Annotated in this window: 17 protein-coding genes; 11 read left to right on the top strand and 6 right to left on the bottom strand. The window is 66.7% G+C overall.

Going from position 1 to position 14,462, the window contains the following annotated elements:
* Positions 1-34: 34 nt before the first annotated feature.
* Positions 35-1,369 (bottom strand): FliI/YscN family ATPase, encoded by a 1,335-nt coding sequence (locus tag BLT64_RS22785; protein WP_011748396.1) that lies wholly within the window; start codon positions 1,367-1,369, stop codon positions 35-37.
* A 108-nt stretch (positions 1,370-1,477) separates the two neighbouring features.
* On the opposite strand from BLT64_RS22785, the gene BLT64_RS22780 reads away from it, so the two are divergent.
* The 9 genes from BLT64_RS22780 to BLT64_RS22740 are packed head-to-tail and all read left to right on the top strand — an operon-like array spanning position 1,478 to position 6,081.
* Positions 1,478-1,867, top strand: coding sequence for a FlgB family protein (locus BLT64_RS22780; protein WP_011748397.1), 390 nt, complete (start codon positions 1,478-1,480; stop codon positions 1,865-1,867).
* An 11-nt stretch (positions 1,868-1,878) separates the two neighbouring features.
* A complete protein-coding gene (gene flgC / locus BLT64_RS22775) occupies positions 1,879-2,271 on the top strand; it encodes a flagellar basal body rod protein FlgC (protein ID WP_011748398.1) in 393 nt (130 codons plus the stop codon).
* An 11-nt stretch (positions 2,272-2,282) separates the two neighbouring features.
* Positions 2,283-2,561 carry a flagellar hook-basal body complex protein FliE gene (fliE, locus tag BLT64_RS22770; protein WP_011748399.1) on the top strand — a complete coding sequence of 93 codons (279 nt, stop codon included), beginning with the start codon at positions 2,283-2,285 and terminating at the stop codon, positions 2,559-2,561.
* Positions 2,562-2,571: 10 nt separating this feature from the next.
* Positions 2,572-2,838 (top strand): flagellar biosynthetic protein FliQ, encoded by a 267-nt coding sequence (locus BLT64_RS22765; protein ID WP_011748400.1) that lies wholly within the window; start codon positions 2,572-2,574, stop codon positions 2,836-2,838.
* A gap of 3 nt (positions 2,839-2,841) precedes the next feature.
* On the top strand, positions 2,842-3,558 hold the full coding sequence (locus BLT64_RS22760) for a flagellar hook-basal body complex protein (RefSeq protein ID WP_011748401.1): 717 nt from the start codon (positions 2,842-2,844) through the stop codon (positions 3,556-3,558).
* Positions 3,559-3,569: 11 nt separating this feature from the next.
* A complete protein-coding gene (gene flgG, locus BLT64_RS22755; RefSeq protein WP_011748402.1) occupies positions 3,570-4,355 on the top strand; it encodes a flagellar basal-body rod protein FlgG in 786 nt (261 codons plus the stop codon).
* A complete protein-coding gene (flgA, locus tag BLT64_RS22750; protein WP_011748403.1) occupies positions 4,355-4,771 on the top strand; it encodes a flagellar basal body P-ring formation chaperone FlgA in 417 nt (138 codons plus the stop codon). The genes flgG and flgA overlap by 1 nt, the downstream gene beginning before the upstream one ends.
* Before the next feature lie 10 nt (positions 4,772-4,781).
* Positions 4,782-5,534 carry a flagellar basal body L-ring protein FlgH gene (flgH, locus tag BLT64_RS22745; protein ID WP_011748404.1) on the top strand — a complete coding sequence of 251 codons (753 nt, stop codon included), beginning with the start codon at positions 4,782-4,784 and terminating at the stop codon, positions 5,532-5,534.
* Between the two features lie 13 nt (positions 5,535-5,547).
* Positions 5,548-6,081 carry a hypothetical protein gene (locus BLT64_RS22740; RefSeq protein WP_011748405.1) on the top strand — a complete coding sequence of 178 codons (534 nt, stop codon included), beginning with the start codon at positions 5,548-5,550 and terminating at the stop codon, positions 6,079-6,081.
* Positions 6,082-6,794: 713 nt separating this feature from the next.
* On the opposite strand, the gene rfbA is transcribed toward BLT64_RS22740, so the two are convergent.
* From rfbA to rfbC, 4 genes are read right to left on the bottom strand one after another with little or no spacing between them, the layout of a single operon-like run.
* Complete coding sequence (gene rfbA / locus BLT64_RS22735) at positions 6,795-7,697, bottom strand: glucose-1-phosphate thymidylyltransferase RfbA (protein ID WP_011748406.1); 903 nt, start codon at positions 7,695-7,697, stop codon at positions 6,795-6,797.
* The gene (gene rfbD, locus BLT64_RS22730; RefSeq protein WP_011748407.1) at positions 7,694-8,545 is read right to left on the bottom strand and encodes a dTDP-4-dehydrorhamnose reductase; all 852 of its coding nucleotides are present in this window, start codon (positions 8,543-8,545) and stop codon (positions 7,694-7,696) included. The genes rfbA and rfbD overlap by 4 nt, the downstream gene beginning before the upstream one ends.
* Positions 8,542-9,579: a dTDP-glucose 4,6-dehydratase gene (gene rfbB, locus BLT64_RS22725; RefSeq protein ID WP_011748408.1), complete on the bottom strand. Its 1,038-nt coding sequence runs from the start codon at positions 9,577-9,579 to the stop codon at positions 8,542-8,544. The genes rfbD and rfbB overlap by 4 nt, the downstream gene beginning before the upstream one ends.
* Positions 9,576-10,157: a dTDP-4-dehydrorhamnose 3,5-epimerase gene (gene rfbC, locus BLT64_RS22720; RefSeq protein WP_011748409.1), complete on the bottom strand. Its 582-nt coding sequence runs from the start codon at positions 10,155-10,157 to the stop codon at positions 9,576-9,578. The genes rfbB and rfbC overlap by 4 nt, the downstream gene beginning before the upstream one ends.
* A gap of 187 nt (positions 10,158-10,344) precedes the next feature.
* Here rfbC and BLT64_RS22715 point away from each other — a divergent pair, with 187 nt between their 5' ends.
* Both BLT64_RS22715 and BLT64_RS27690 read left to right on the top strand, forming a co-directional pair.
* On the top strand, positions 10,345-11,004 hold the full coding sequence (locus BLT64_RS22715) for a hypothetical protein (RefSeq protein ID WP_128492946.1): 660 nt from the start codon (positions 10,345-10,347) through the stop codon (positions 11,002-11,004).
* A gap of 18 nt (positions 11,005-11,022) precedes the next feature.
* Positions 11,023-13,863, top strand: a complete 2,841-nt coding sequence (locus BLT64_RS27690) for a calcium-binding protein (protein ID WP_011748411.1) — start codon at positions 11,023-11,025, stop codon at positions 13,861-13,863.
* On the opposite strand, the gene BLT64_RS22705 is transcribed toward BLT64_RS27690, so the two are convergent.
* Positions 13,860-14,462: ABC transporter permease (locus BLT64_RS22705; protein ID WP_074810681.1), on the bottom strand; the 603-nt coding region annotated here is incomplete at its 5' end. The genes BLT64_RS27690 and BLT64_RS22705 overlap by 4 nt on opposite strands.

The raw sequence follows: 14,462 nt of genomic DNA, 5'->3' as shown, positions 1-14,462 counted from the left end.
AACATTCATCAATCATGCCATAACCCCACCGGATTCATAGGGTTCTTTCACCGCAAGCGGAGATTGGTGGAGGCACCCCCAGCGCTTCGGCCAGCAACGCGAAGCTTTGGCGGGCATCGCCGCCCCGGCGGGTGAAGAAGGCGTCCAGCGCCGGGTAAAGCCGCACCGCCTCGTCCAGCGCGGGGTCCGAGCCCGGCGCATAAAGCCCGGCGCGGATCATCAGTTCGGATTCGGCATAGGTGCCGAGCGTCGCCCGCGCCCGGGCGATCAGCGCATTCTCGTCCGCACTGGCCGCCTGCGGCAACGAGCGCGAGACCGAGCGCAGCACGTCCACCGCCGGAAACCGCCCGCGCTCGGCGATGGCACGGTCCAGCACGACATGGCCGTCCAGCACGCCGCGCAGGATGTCGGCCACCGGCTCTTCCATGTCCGAGCCCGCGACCAGCACGCTGAAGATCGCGGTGATGTCCCCCGCCCCCGCCGGTCCCGGCCCCGAGCGCTCGGCCAGCGACATGATCAGATGCGAGGTCGAGGGCGGAAAGCCGCGATAACTGGGACTTTCCCCCGCCGCCAGCGCGATCTCCCGATGCGCCTCGGCAAAGCGGGTGATTGAATCGGCCAGGAACAGCACATGCCGGCCCTGGTCGCGGAAATGCTCGGCCACCGTCATCGCCGCCCAGGCGCAGCGCCGGCGCATCAAGGGCGGCTGGTCCGAGGTCGCCGCCACCACGACCGAGCGCGCCATCCCCTCCTCGCCCAGCGTTTCCTCGACGAATTCGCGCAATTCGCGCCCGCGCTCGCCGACCAGCGCGATCACCACCACATCGGCCGGAACCCCCTTGGCCAGCATCGAAAGCAGCGTCGACTTGCCCACGCCCGAGCCCGCAAACAGCCCCATCCGCTGCCCCCGCACCAGCGGCAGAAGCGTGTCGAAGACCGCCAGCCCCGTATCCAGCCGCCCGCCCAGCCGGTTGCGCGACGCAGCGGGCGGCGGCGGTGGGCGAAAGCCGCGCTCCTCGCCGCCCGCGACCAGGGGACGGCCGTCGAGCGGCCTGCCGAAAGGATCGATGATTCGCCCGATCCAGGCATTCGCCGGCGCGAGCATGGGCGCAAAGACCAGCTCGACCCGCGTGCTGATCGACAGCCCGTCCATCGGACCTTCGGGCAGGATCACCGCCTGATCGGAATGCAGCGCGACGATCTCTCCATTCAGCACTTGCCCGGAGCGCATTGAAAAGACGACGCGATCCCCCAACGACGCATGGCTGTTCAGGCCCCCTGCCAAGATCACCCCCGCCTGGATCGCGCTGACCTGCCCGAAATGCCGGGTCATGCGGACCCGCCGCATCCGCGCCGCGATAGATTGCATTTTATCCATTCCACCCTCGCTTTTCCCGGCGGGCTCCTGCGCCACGAAAGGGTTTCTAAACCTATTGAGGTTAAGACCCGGTTTATCGGAACCTGAGGAGACGCCTCGATGCTTGACCGGATCGACACCTTGCGGATGGCCAGCTCGCTGACGGCCCATGCCGTCGAACGGCAAAAGCTGATCGCCCGGAACGTCGCCAATGCCGACACGCCCGGCTTTCGCTCGCGCGATCTGGCGGGCTTTGCCGAAACCTATCGCAGCCATGGCCCCACGGGCATGCGCGCCTCGCGCCCGGGCCATCTGACCGAGGGCAGAGGGGGCGACGGAGCCGGGCGCATCACGGATGCCGGCGGCGAACCGGCGCCCAATGGCAACACCGTCTCGCTCGAGGAAGAAATGTTTCGCAGCGCGGCCGCCAAGCGCCAGTTCGACCTGTCGCTGGCGGTGACCAAATCCTCGCTTTCGCTGGTCCGCACCAGCCTCGGGCGCCGCAGCTGAGGGGGGTGGCCATGACGAATTCGCTTTCGGCCACTGAACTTGCCGTTTCGGGGATGAAATCCCAGGCCGTGCGCCTGCGCCATATCTCGGAAAACATCGCCAATGCCGATACGCCCGGCTATCGCCGCAAGCTCGTGGCCTTTCGGGAGCAGGTCGATTTCGGCCGCCCGACCGGCGCGGTCACCCCGGGGCCGCCCCGCTTCGACCGGCGCGAACTGCCGCGCATCCATGATCCGGCCCATCCGATGGCCGATGAAGAGGGGTATTATTCGGGCTCCAACGTGGACCTGATCATCGAAATCGCCGACGCGAAAGAGGCCGGCCGCAGCTACGAGGCCAATCTGCGCGTCTTTGAGCAATCCCGCCAGATGGGCAGCTCGCTGCTGGATCTGATCCGCCGCTAAGGGAAAATGCCATGATCTCACCGACATTTGCCGCCACCGCCTATGATCGCGCCCGCCATGCCGTCGCCCCGGCCCAGGGCCTGCCGCAAGGCGTGACCAATGCCGCGGCCGATTTCGCCCGGGTGATGGAGCAGGTCGACCTGGACGCGGCCGGCGCCATGACCGGGCAGACCGACACCCATGACCTGGTCCACAGCATCGCACGGGCCGAGATCGCGCTCGAAACCGTGGTCGCCATCCGCGACAAGGTGGTCGAGGCCTATCAGGAAATCCTGCGCATGCCGGTCTGAGGTAAGGGCGATGGACGAGAACCTGATCTTCGACCTGACCCGGCAGGCGCTGTGGATCGCGGTGCGCATGTCGGCACCACTGCTGATCGTGGCGCTGGTGACCGGCGTGGTCATCGGCCTGTTCCAGGCGCTGACCTCGGTGCAGGAGATGACACTGACCTTCGTGCCCAAGATCGGCCTGATGCTGGTGGTGTTCTGGGTCAGCATGAGCTTCATGACCGCGACGCTGGCGAGCTTTTTCACCGACCAGATCCTGCCGCAGATCGCGGGGTCATAGGCGATGGACAACGCGATCTATGCCGCTCTGACCCGGCAATCCGGCCTGATGCGCGAGATGCACACCGTCGCCAACAACATCGCCAACGCCAATACCACCGGCTTCCGGCGCGAAGGGGTGGTGTTTTCGGAATACATGGTCCCCCTCGACCGGCGCGGCGAGACGCTCGCCATGGCCAATGGCCGCGGCCGCATGATCGATCTCGGCCCCGGCGGCATGACCCAGACCAACGGCCAGTTCGACCTTGCCATCGACGGCGAGGGCTTCCTGATGGTCCAGACGCCGCAGGGCAACCGCCTGACCCGCGCCGGCGCCTTCATGACCAATGCCGAGGGCGAGCTGGTCAACCCCGACGGCCATCAACTGCTCGATGACGGCGCGGCCCCGATCGTGATCCCGGCGGGGGTGGGCAGCATCGGGATCGGCGCTGACGGCACGATCTCGGCCGACGGCAATCCGGTCGGCCGCGTCGGGGTATTCGCCAGCCCCGATCCCGCAAGGCTGCGGCACGAGGCAGGCACACTTTTCGATCCCGGCGGCGCAGTCGACCCCCTTGAGGGGGCGGTGCTACGCCAAGGCTTCCTGGAGGATTCGAACGTCGATCCGGTGCAAGAGATCGCCCGCATGATCGAGGTCCAGCGCGCCTACCAGTTGGGGCAAAGCTTTCTCGACCAGGAGGACCAGCGCATCCGACAGACCATCACCTCGCTGACCCGGTGAAAGGACAGACCATGAGAGCACTTCAGATCGCGGCCTCGGGGATGAGCGCGCAGCAGATGCGCGTCGATGTCATCTCGAACAACCTCGCGAACATGTCCACCACGGGCTACAACGCCCGGCGGGCGGAATTCGCCGACCTGCAATACCAGCAGGCCACGCGGCCCGGCACGCTGACCGCGACCAATGGCGCCATGGTCCCAGCGGGCGTACAGCTTGGCCTGGGCGTGCGCCCGGCCAGCGTGACGGTCATGCTGGCGCAGGGCACCCCGGTCCAGACCAATGGCGATCTGGACATCGCCATCGAGGGCAACGGCTATCTGGAGGTCACGCTGCCCTCGGGCATCTCGGCCTATACCCGCGACGGCAGCCTGAAACGCTCGGCCGAGGGGCAGGTCGTCACCTCCGAAGGCTATCCGCTGGTCCCCGACATCACCATCCCCGAGGATGCCCGCAGCATCGCGATCAACGCCGACGGCCAGGTCTTCGCCTATTTCGACGACCGCGTCGAACCCGAGAACCTGGGCCAGATCACATTGGCCAATTTCGTCAACGGAAAGGGGCTGGAGGCGGTCGGCTCGAACATGTTCCTGGAAACCCCGGCCTCGGGCGCGCCGCAAGTCGCCGCGCCGGGGCAAGAGGGGCTGGGCACGATCCGCGCCGGCTTTCTGGAGGAAAGCTCGGTCGATCCGGTGCGCGAGATCGCCGAACTGATCAAGGCCCAACGCGGCTACGAATTGAATTCCAAGGTAATCACGGCCGCCGACCAGATGCTTGGCACGACGGTGCAGGTGCGTTGATGCGGGGGCTGGTCCTGCTGCTTCTGATGTTGCCGCAATGGGCGATGGCAGGCTCGGTGGTGGCCAACCGGACGCTGCCGGCCGGAACGGTGATCGCGGCCGGGGACGTTTCGCTGGTCGACGACCAACCGGGCGGCGTCGAGGACATCGCCCAGGTCGTCGGCCAGCAATTGCGGGTGATGGTCTATCAGGGCCGCCGCATCGATCCCTCGACCCTGACCGCGCCAACCCTGGTCGGGCGCAACCAGATCGTCACCATCGCCTATGAAAAGGCCACCCTGCGGATCGAGGCCGAGGGCCGGGCGCTTTCGGCCGGAAGCGCCGGGCAGATCATCCGCGTCATGAACAACGCCTCGCGCGTGACCGTCTCGGGGCGCGTGGCCCCGGACGGGACGGTCATCGTCCAGCAAAACTGAAGGTTGCCCCATGCTCCAGCACATGCTTCCCCGTTTCGCCCTTCTGCTCGGTGCCGCGACCCTGACCCTGTCGCTCGCGGCCTGTGGCCGGGTCTCGCAGATCGGCCAGGCTCCCGGCATGACCGAACCGGAAAGCGGCGTCGAATTCCAGGCCATGACCTCATCGGGCCATGGGGTGCAGGACCTGCCCTACAGGCCGGACAGCGCCGCGTCGCTCTGGGCCGTATCGCAAAACGCACTGGTCGCGGACCGGCGAGCCTCGCAGCGGGGCGACATCCTGACCGTCGTGATCGAGATCGACGATCGGGCGGAAATCCAGAACAGCTCGGGCCGCAGCCGCAGTTCGGCCGACAATGTCGGCATTGCCTCAATGATGGGCCTGCCGCAACGCATCGACGAGATCCTGCCCGAAGGCGCCAGCATGGACAAGCTGGCCGAGGCCAAGGCTTCATCAAGCTACAAGGGCAGCGGCAATATCTCGCGCCGGGACAAGCTGACCCTGCGCGTCGCGGCCACCGTGGTGGACCGCCTGCCCAATGGCGTGCTGCGCATCCAGGGCACGCAAGAGGTCCGGGTGAACTACGAGGTGCGCGAGCTGACCGTCAACGGCTTCGTGCGCCCCTCGGATATCGGGCGGCGAAACGAAATCGCCTATGACCGGATCGCGGGTGCGCGCATCTCCTATGGCGGGCGCGGCCAGATCAGCGATGTCCAGCAGCCGCGCTATGGCCAGCAGCTTGCCGATATCGTCCTGCCTTACTGAAAAGGGCCTCGCCGTGAAAAAGATCCTGCTGATTCTCGTCCCCCTGCTGGCTTTTCTTGGCGGCGCCGTCGGCGGCGACATGCTTGGCGGCGCCAGGACCTCCGGGCAGGCAGGCCATGACGCCGGCGCCGCGGCAACAGGCGAGCATGAACCGCCGGCCGCACCCGACCCTGAGAAAAGCGCCAAGGATGGCGGGGACGGCAAGGCCGCGGATGGCGATGCGAATCTCGACTGGTTCACGTTCCCCAACCAGTTCTTCGTACCCGTCCTGCGCAACGGCACGTCCTCGGCCGTGATGATCCTGACGCTGAGCATCGAGATGCCCGCCTCGGCCCGCGCGGATATCGAGGCGCAGGAACATCGCCTGCGGGACGCGTTGCTGAACGCCCTGATGATCGAGGCGAATACCGGCGCCTTCGATGGCAACTTCACCGCCGAGCCGACCCTGCGACGCCTGCGCGACGCCCTGCTTGCAGCCGGCCAGAGGACCGCGGGGCCGAACGTGAAGCGCATCCTGATCGAGGATATCGGCAGGCAGTTCCAATGAGGACCGGCGAGAAGCCCATGCCACCGCGGCCACCGGATCGAGAGCGGGCAGCGAATCGCACCGCAGATCCCGGGCACCATGTCCCTATCGTCTGGAGCTTTGACGCAACGCCGCGACAGGACAGGGACAGACCGAATGCCGACCCAGCGTTGGTTGCCGGTGATGATCGGGTCAGGCCAGCGGAGGATCGTGCCGGTATCGGACAGGGCACCATCATCCACCGGAACCAGCCAATCGGGAGCGGGCCACAGGCGGACCTCACCCATCGCGTTGCCAAGGCACCGCACTCATGGCCGTCGCCGGAGATTTCGATGACCACGAGCCGCGGATCGCCCCGGCTTGCCAGCCAGTCACATATGCCGTCGCCCGAACCGTTTCCGACCGCCGCGCCGCGTTCGTGGGGCCCGGACAGCAGGCGGGTCAGCATCTTCTTCAGACGCGGCCATCGGTTGAACGCGGCTTGCCGGCTGCAACGACAGGAAAGGAGGGATCGGGCTGGCACAGGGCGGCTGACTGGACCGGCTTGGAAGGGGAGCGAACCGGCGGGAGCTTGCGAAACGCTCCTTGTCAGGGCACGAGCCGGAGAAGGCAGCACCGCCCGCTTGCGCCGTTCCGCAGAAGCGACCCGTGGCAAACAGCCAGCCAAAGACCTGACGACCGTCGGCGTGGCGGCAGGTATGCCGTCTCCACGGCTTCGCCGAAATGCGGGAAGGCTAGTCCTCCTCGCCCAGCAGGCGCATCAGATAGCGGCCATAGGCATTCTTCGAGAACTGCGCCGCCCTCGCCCGCAACTCGTCGGCGGAAATCCAGCCGGCTTCGAAGGCGATCTCCTCGGGGCAGCCGGTTTGCAGGCCCTGGCGGTTTTCCAGCGTCCGCACGAAGTTTCCCGCATCCAGCAGGCTCGCATGCGTGCCGGTATCCAGCCAGGCGAACCCGCGGCCCATCTTTTCGACGCTCAGCTGGCCTTCGTGCAGATAGCTTTCCAGAAGCGTGGTGATCTCCAACTCGCCCCGGGCCGAGGGCCGGACCTCGGCCGCGCGGCGCGGCGCGGTGCCGTCCAGGAAATAAAGCCCGGTGACCGCGAAATTCGACGGCGGCTGGGCTGGCTTTTCGATGATGGCCCGCGCACGCCCCGTCGCGTCGAAATCGACGACACCGTAACGCTCGGGGTCCGAAACCTGGTATCCGAACACCGTGCCGCCGGTTGCCCGGCGATCCGCGGCCTCCAGCAGCAAGGGCAGGCCATGGCCGAAAAAGATGTTGTCGCCCAGCACCATGGCCGAGGGCGCACCCGCCAGGAAATCCTCGGCCAGGAGATAGGCCTGCGCCAGCCCGTCCGGCGAGGGTTGCACCAGGTATTCGAATCTGAGGCCCCATTGGCTGCCGTCGCCCAGCAGGCGGCGGAACTGGGCCTGATCCTCGGGCGTGGTGATGATGACGATCTCGCGGATACCGGAGAGCATCAGCACGGTGATCGGGTAATAGACCATCGGCTTGTCGTAGATCGGCAGCAGCTGCTTCGACACGCCCATGGTGATCGGGTAAAGCCGCGTGCCCGAGCCGCCGGCCAGGATGATGCCCTTGCGATGACTGGCGGGCCTTTCGGATTTGGTCATGTTTTCAGCTCCTGCAATACCTTGGCGAGACCGGCGCGCCAGTCGGGGCGACCGATGCCGAAATCCCGCGATATGGCGGCGCAGTTCAGGCGTGAATTCACCGGGCGCCGGGCGGGGGTGGGATAATCCGCCGTGGAAATGTCGGTGACGCGGCAGGAAAGCCCCGCCTGCGCCATGATCTCGCGCGCGAAACCGGCCCAGCTGGTGTCGGGGCCGCCCGCGAAATGATAGATGCCGCCGCGCGCGGCATCGGCACGCATGGCCCCCAGCATGGCAAGACAGGCGGCGGCGATGTCGCCGGCCGGGGTCGGGCCGCCCTGCTGGTCGGCGACGACGCGCAACTCCTCGCGCTCGGCGCCCAGCCGCAGCATGGTCTTGAGGAAATTCGCGCCATGGGCCGAGAACACCCAGGACGTGCGCAGGATCGCCCATTGCCCGCCGGCCGCGGCAATGCCCCGCTCTCCGGCCAGCTTGGTCGCGCCATAGACACCCAGCGGGCCGGTCGGATCGGTCTCGGACCAGGGCCGCTCGCCCGAGCCGTCAAAGACGTAGTCGGTCGAGATATGCAGGAAGGGCACGCCGATCTCAGCCGCCGTCCGCGCCATGGCGGCGGGGGCATCGGCATTGATGGCGTGGGCAAGCTCGGGTTCGGATTCGGCGCGGTCCACGGCCGTATAGGCGGCGGCGTTCAGCACCGCCGTGCAGCCCGATGCGCGAATCGCCGCGGCGCAGGCGGCCGCATCGGTCAGCTCGGCCTGATCCCGACCCAGAAAGCGCGCTTCGGGCGCCAGCCGCGCAAGCTCGGTCGCGACCTGCCCGCTGCGACCGAAGACCAGCAGGCCCTTCATGCCTTGCCAAGCCTTTCGCCCACCCCCTGGCGAGTCAGGAGCGGTCGCCACCAGTCCTCGTTCGCCAGATACCATTCGACGGTGCGCCTCAGCCCCTCCTCGACCGTGACCGAGGGACGCCAGCCCAGTTCGGAGCGGACCCGGCCCGGGTCGATGGCATAGCGCCGGTCGTGGCCCGGCCGGTCGGTGACGAAGGTGATGAGCCGGTCATGCGGTGCGGCATTCGGCCGCAGCCGGTCCATATGGCCGCAGATGGTGCGCACCAGGTCGATATTCCTGGCCTCGTTCTCGCCGCCGATATTGTAGCTGCGGCCGATGCGGCCCTTTTCCAGCACCAGAAGCAGCGCGTCGGCATGATCCTCGACATAAAGCCAGTCGCGGACATTGCCGCCGTCGCCATAGACCGGAATCGGCCGACCGTGCAGCGCGTTCAGGATCACCACCGGCACCAGCTTTTCCGGAAAGTGGAAAGGCCCGTAATTGTTCGAGCAATTGGTCAGCACCACCGGCAGGCCATAGGTCTCGTGCCAGGCGCGGACCAGATGGTCCGAGGCCGCCTTGGACGCCGAATAGGGGCTGCGCGGGTCGTAGGGCGTATCCTCGGTGAACTGGCCGGTCTCGCCCAGCGAGCCGAAGACTTCGTCGGTCGAGATATGGTGGAAACGGAAACCCTCGGGGCGGCCCTGCGCGGTCCACCAGGCCCGCGCCGCTTCCAGCAGGTTGTAGGTGCCGGTCACGTTCGTTTCGATGAAGGCGCCCGGCCCGTCGATCGAGCGGTCCACATGGCTTTCGGCAGCCAGATGCATGATCGCATCGGGCCGATGCTCGGCCAGGATGCGGTCCAGCGCGGCCCGGTCGCGGATATCCGCCTGCTCGAAGGCATAGAGCGGGCTGCCGGAGACCGATGCGACATTCTCCAGATTGGCGGCATAGGTCAGCGAATCGAGGTTCACCACCCGGTGCCCCCGCGCCACCGCCAGCCGCACCACAGCCGAACCGATGAACCCCGCGCCACCGGTGACCAGAATCTTCATATTCCCGCCTCGTAACCGAAAGGCCCCTCATAGGTGAAAGGGCTGTCAAACTCGTTCAATACCGGGGCGCCTGCGTCCTTGGCCGACAGGATCGGCTGGCCGGAAACGCCCCAGTCGATGCCGATACTGTCCCAAGCCACCGCCCCATCGCAATCCGGCGCGTAATAATCCGTACATTTATACAGGATTTCCGTATCCGGTTCGCGGGTGACGAAACCGTGCAGAAAGCCCGGCGGAATCCACAGCTGGCGGCCGTTTTCAAAGGACAGCTCGCAGCCGGTCCATCGGCCATAGCTCGGGCTGCCCTTGCGGATATCGACCGCCACGTCGAAAAGCCGCCCGCGCCCGCAGCGCACCAGCTTGCCCTGGGCATGCGGCGGCGCCTGGAAATGCAAGCCCCTCAGGGTGCCCGCCGCGGCGGATAACGAATGGTTATCCTGAACGAATTCCGGCAGGTCGAGCCCCGCGTCATGCAGGGTCTTTCGGCTCCAGCTTTCGCAAAAGAATCCGCGTTCATCACCGAACCGCCGCGGAACAAGGACCAGAACGCCCGGAAGCGAGGTCTTTTGGATCTGCATCTGTCTCTACCAGATTTGCTTCACGCAGGGATGCGTATGGAGGAACTCCCGAATGCGCGCAAGCCGTGCGCCGGCGCCGAACCTATGCCTGCGGACATTAAAATGCACGGGGAATTCTGCGTGACTTCAAGGGGTGGTTGGGCACCTTGTCGGAACATTATCCCGACCCCCACAAATGAACCCCGCGATGCGCTACCGTCACATTGCCACCTATATCGGCCCGCAGGCGCCCTTCGTGACCAATATCGCGAATCTGCGGACCTATGCGGGGCCGGACGGCCATGCGCTTTACAGCATCACCCATGTCGGGGGCGGCATCGCCGCCTATCGGATCGCCTCGGCCGACCAGCCGATCGAGATGATCGGCACCCGGCCCCATGCCGCCTCGATGGGTTATGCCGGCACGCCGAACGCCAGCATCGTCACGCTGGGCGACGATCCGGTGCTGTTCGGCACCGGGCTGCGCGATGCGCTTGGCGCCGGCATCCGGCTGGACGGCGGGGGCGGATTCCGCGACGGCGCGCGACTGACGGGGCCAGGCGGGTTGCCGGGCGACGTGATCCGGCTGGGCCAGTTCCAGACCCCGCTGGGCGATTTCCTTTATTCTGCACGCGACGGGCAGACCGCCTTCGACATCTGGCGGCTGTCGGGCGACGGCAGGGTCAGCCATGTCACCCAGGCCGCGCTGCCGCCGGGCCCCAACGTCCAGGGCACCGAGATCGACGCCATGCTGGTCGCTACGCTGGGCGACCGCAGCTTCGTCGTCTCTGCCTCCGCCACCGGCAATTATGTCGCGGTGCAGATGATCCATGCCGACGGCTCGGTGGGGACGACGCATATGCTGTGATCCTGGCGCGGCCTTGGCATGGACCAGCCCAGCCATCTGGGCACGGTCACGGTCGGCGGCGTGACCTATCTGGTCGTCGCGGCATCGCAAAGCTCGTCGCTGACCACCATGCGGCTGACCTATGAGGGCGAGCTGCTGCCGGTCGATCACGTCATCGACGAACGCAGCACCCGCTTTGCCGGCGCCACCGCGCTGGAAACCGTCACCATGGACGGCCGCGCCTTCGTCTTCGTGGGCGGCGGCGACGACGGCATCAGCGTCTTTACCGTGCTACCCGAGGGCCGGCTGATGCATCTGGCCACGCTTGCCGATGCGCATGATCGGGCGCTGGCCGATGTCTCCGCCCTCTCGGCGCTGGTGATCGACGGCAGGATCGCGCTTTTCGTCTCGTCCCGCACGGAAAGCGGCATCACGCAGTTCGTTTTCGAGCCCGGGCGGATCGGGCTGACACGGGTCGTCGGCGCGGGCTGGCAATCCGGCACCGGGGGCAACGACATGATGATGGCCAGCGCCGGGACGCGTGGGCTGGACGGCGGCGCGGGCGACGACATCCTGATCGCCGGCGGCAGCCCTGTGCAGATGACCGGCGGCGCCGGCGCGGACACCTTCGTGCCGATGGAGGTCAACGGCAAGATCACCATCACCGATTTCGAGCCGGGCGTGGACCGGCTGGACCTGTCCTTCCTGGGCATGATCCGCAATGTCGGGCAGCTGGGGTTCAGGCCGGAAAGCTATGGAATCAGGATATTTTACGGAAATTCGGTTATCTGGGTCATGACACGCGACAACACGATGCTCCAGGCGAGCGCCTTCGACAATTCCCTTTTCCCCATCGCCCATTACGCACCGCCCGACATGCGCACGACGGTGACCGGCACCCCGCGCAACGACACGCTGAGGGCCGGCCGCAACGGCTCGGACGTCTTTGGCCAGGCCGGCCACGACCTGCTGCTGGGCGGGCTGGGCGAGGACAGGCTTTATGGCGCGCTTGGCAACGACACGCTGGAGGGGCGCGACAGCAACGATCAGCTTTACGGCGGCGACGGCAACGACCGGCTGTTCGGCGGCAAGGGGAACGACCTGCTCAATGGCGGCAACGGCAACGATTATCTCGTCGGCGGCGCAGGCGCCGATACGCTGCGGGGCGGTGCCGGAAACGACACCCTGGCCGGCGGCGACGGAAACGACCTGCTGTTCGGAGGCGCGGGGAATGACAGCCTGACCAGCGGAGCGGGTGCCGACACGCTTTATGGCGAAGGTGGCGACGATACCCTGGCCGGATACGCCGGCAATGACCGTCTTTACGGTGGCGCGGGCAACGACCTGCTGCTCGGCGGCGCGGGCCATGACAGCCTCGTCGGCGGCGCGGGCAACGATACGTTGCGCGGCGAGGCCGGAAACGACACCCTGGCCGGCGGCGACGGAAACGACCTGCTGTTCGGAGGCACGGGGAATGACAGCCTCACCGGCGGCGCGGGGGCCGATACGCTTTATGGCGACGGCGGCAACGACACGCTGGCCGGGTATGCCGGCAACGACCATCTCTTCGGTGGTGCGGGCAACGACCTGCTGCTCGGCGGCACAGGCCATGACAGTCTCGTCGGCGGCGCGGGCAACGATACGCTGCGCGGCGAGGCCGGAAATGACACCCTCGCCGGCGGCGACGGAAACGACCTGTTGTTCGGAGGTGCGGGCCATGACAGCCTGACCAGCGGCGCGGGCGACGATACGCTTTATGGCGACGGCGGCAACGACACGCTGGCCGGATATGCCGGCAACGACCGCGTGTTCGGCGGCGACGGCAACGACCTGCTGTTCGGAGGCGCGGGCCATGACAGCCTCGTCGGCGGTGCGGGCTCCGATACGCTGCGGGGTGGCGAAGGCAACGACACGTTGGCCGGCGGCAATGGCAACGACACGCTCTGGGGCGAGGCGGGCGACGATCTGCTGCAAGGCGATGCGGGCGACGATCTTTTGGAAGGCGGCCCAGGCAACGACACCCTGCTGGGCGGCGAGGGATACGATCGGCTGCGGGGCGGCGAGGGCAACGATATGCTGATGGGCGGTCGCGGCCACGACACGCTTTACGGCGAATCGGGCGCGGACGTGCTGCATGGCGACGAAGGGCATGACCTGCTGTATGGCGGCGATGGCGGCGACACGCTGTTCGGCGGGGCCGACAACGACACGCTGTATGGCCAGGCCGGCGATGATTCGCTTTCGGGCGGGCCGGGCAACGACGCCCTGTATGGCGGCTTCGGCAACGATACCGTCCATGGCGGTGACGGCCACGACCTGATCGAGGGCGGGCCGGGCAACGACATGCTTTACGGCGATGGCGGCAGCGACACGCTTCTCGGCGGTCTGGGCGACGACTTTCTGGACGGTGGCGACGGCAATGATGAATTGCATGGCGGCCTGGGCGGCGACACCCTGTCCGGCGGCGCAGGCCATGACAGCCTGTTCGGCGATGCCGGCGACGACCTGCTTGGCGGCGGTGACGGCCATGACCTGATCGAGGGCGGCGACGGCAACGATACGCTGGTCGGCGGACGCGGCTGCGATACGCTGGTCGGCGGGCTCGGAGCCGATGTGTTCGTCTTCTCCGCGCCCGAAGACCTGGACGGCAGCACCGATGTCATCCTGGATTTCACGTCCGGCGAGGACAAGATCGACCTTTCTGGCCTTGGGCTGACCTCCATCGGCACCGATGATTTCTCATCGTCTGACATTGTCATCTCGGTTCTTGGCCCTGATTTTTTTGTTGTTTTTGTTGACCTTGACTCAGACCGGCGCGCCGATCTCGTGCTGGAGGTCTCCGGGTCCGCGGGGCTTTTTGCGTCGGATTTTCTGCTTTAGCGTTCGAGGAGTTTTCGGTGGTTTCTTTCGAGCAGTGCCAGGCCGGCGAGCAGCAGGGTCAGGGCGACGCCGACCACGAATGCGCGGCTGAGATAGCTGGCCTCGTAGGTGGGATAGAAGCCGCGGCGCATCAGCCCGACGCAATGGATCAGGGGGTTGTACCACAGCAGGTCCTGCGCCTTGGCCGGCATCAGGTCGTAAAGGAAGAAGATGCCCGAGACCAGGAACAGCGGCCGGGTCAGGATGTGCCAGATATGCTCCCAGATCGGAAAGGCGGTCATCAGGTAGCAGTTCAGCACCCCCACCCCGCTGCCCAGAAGCGCCACCAGCAGCAGCGCCTCGAAGACCGAGGCCATGTCCACCGGCCCCGGCAGCTGGTAGATCACGAAGATGCCGCCGATCACGATGGCGATCACCGCGACATTGGTCAGCACGTTCAGCACCACCCGCGCGATCAGCGCATCGACGAAGGTCACGCTGGGATAGGCCAGGAAGGGCCGCGAATAGCGGATCGAGGCGGCCGTCTTGTTGGCCAGGCCGCTGAACATGGCAAAGGGCAGGTAGCCGGTGGCATAGAACAGCGGGAAGTTCGAGCCCAG

The organism is Paracoccus denitrificans, from assembly GCF_900100045.1.
Classification (GTDB): Bacteria; Pseudomonadota; Alphaproteobacteria; order Rhodobacterales; family Rhodobacteraceae; genus Paracoccus; species Paracoccus denitrificans.
The sequence above is the reverse complement of the archived record's forward strand: the minus strand, read 5'-3'. Positions and strand labels throughout refer to the sequence as shown.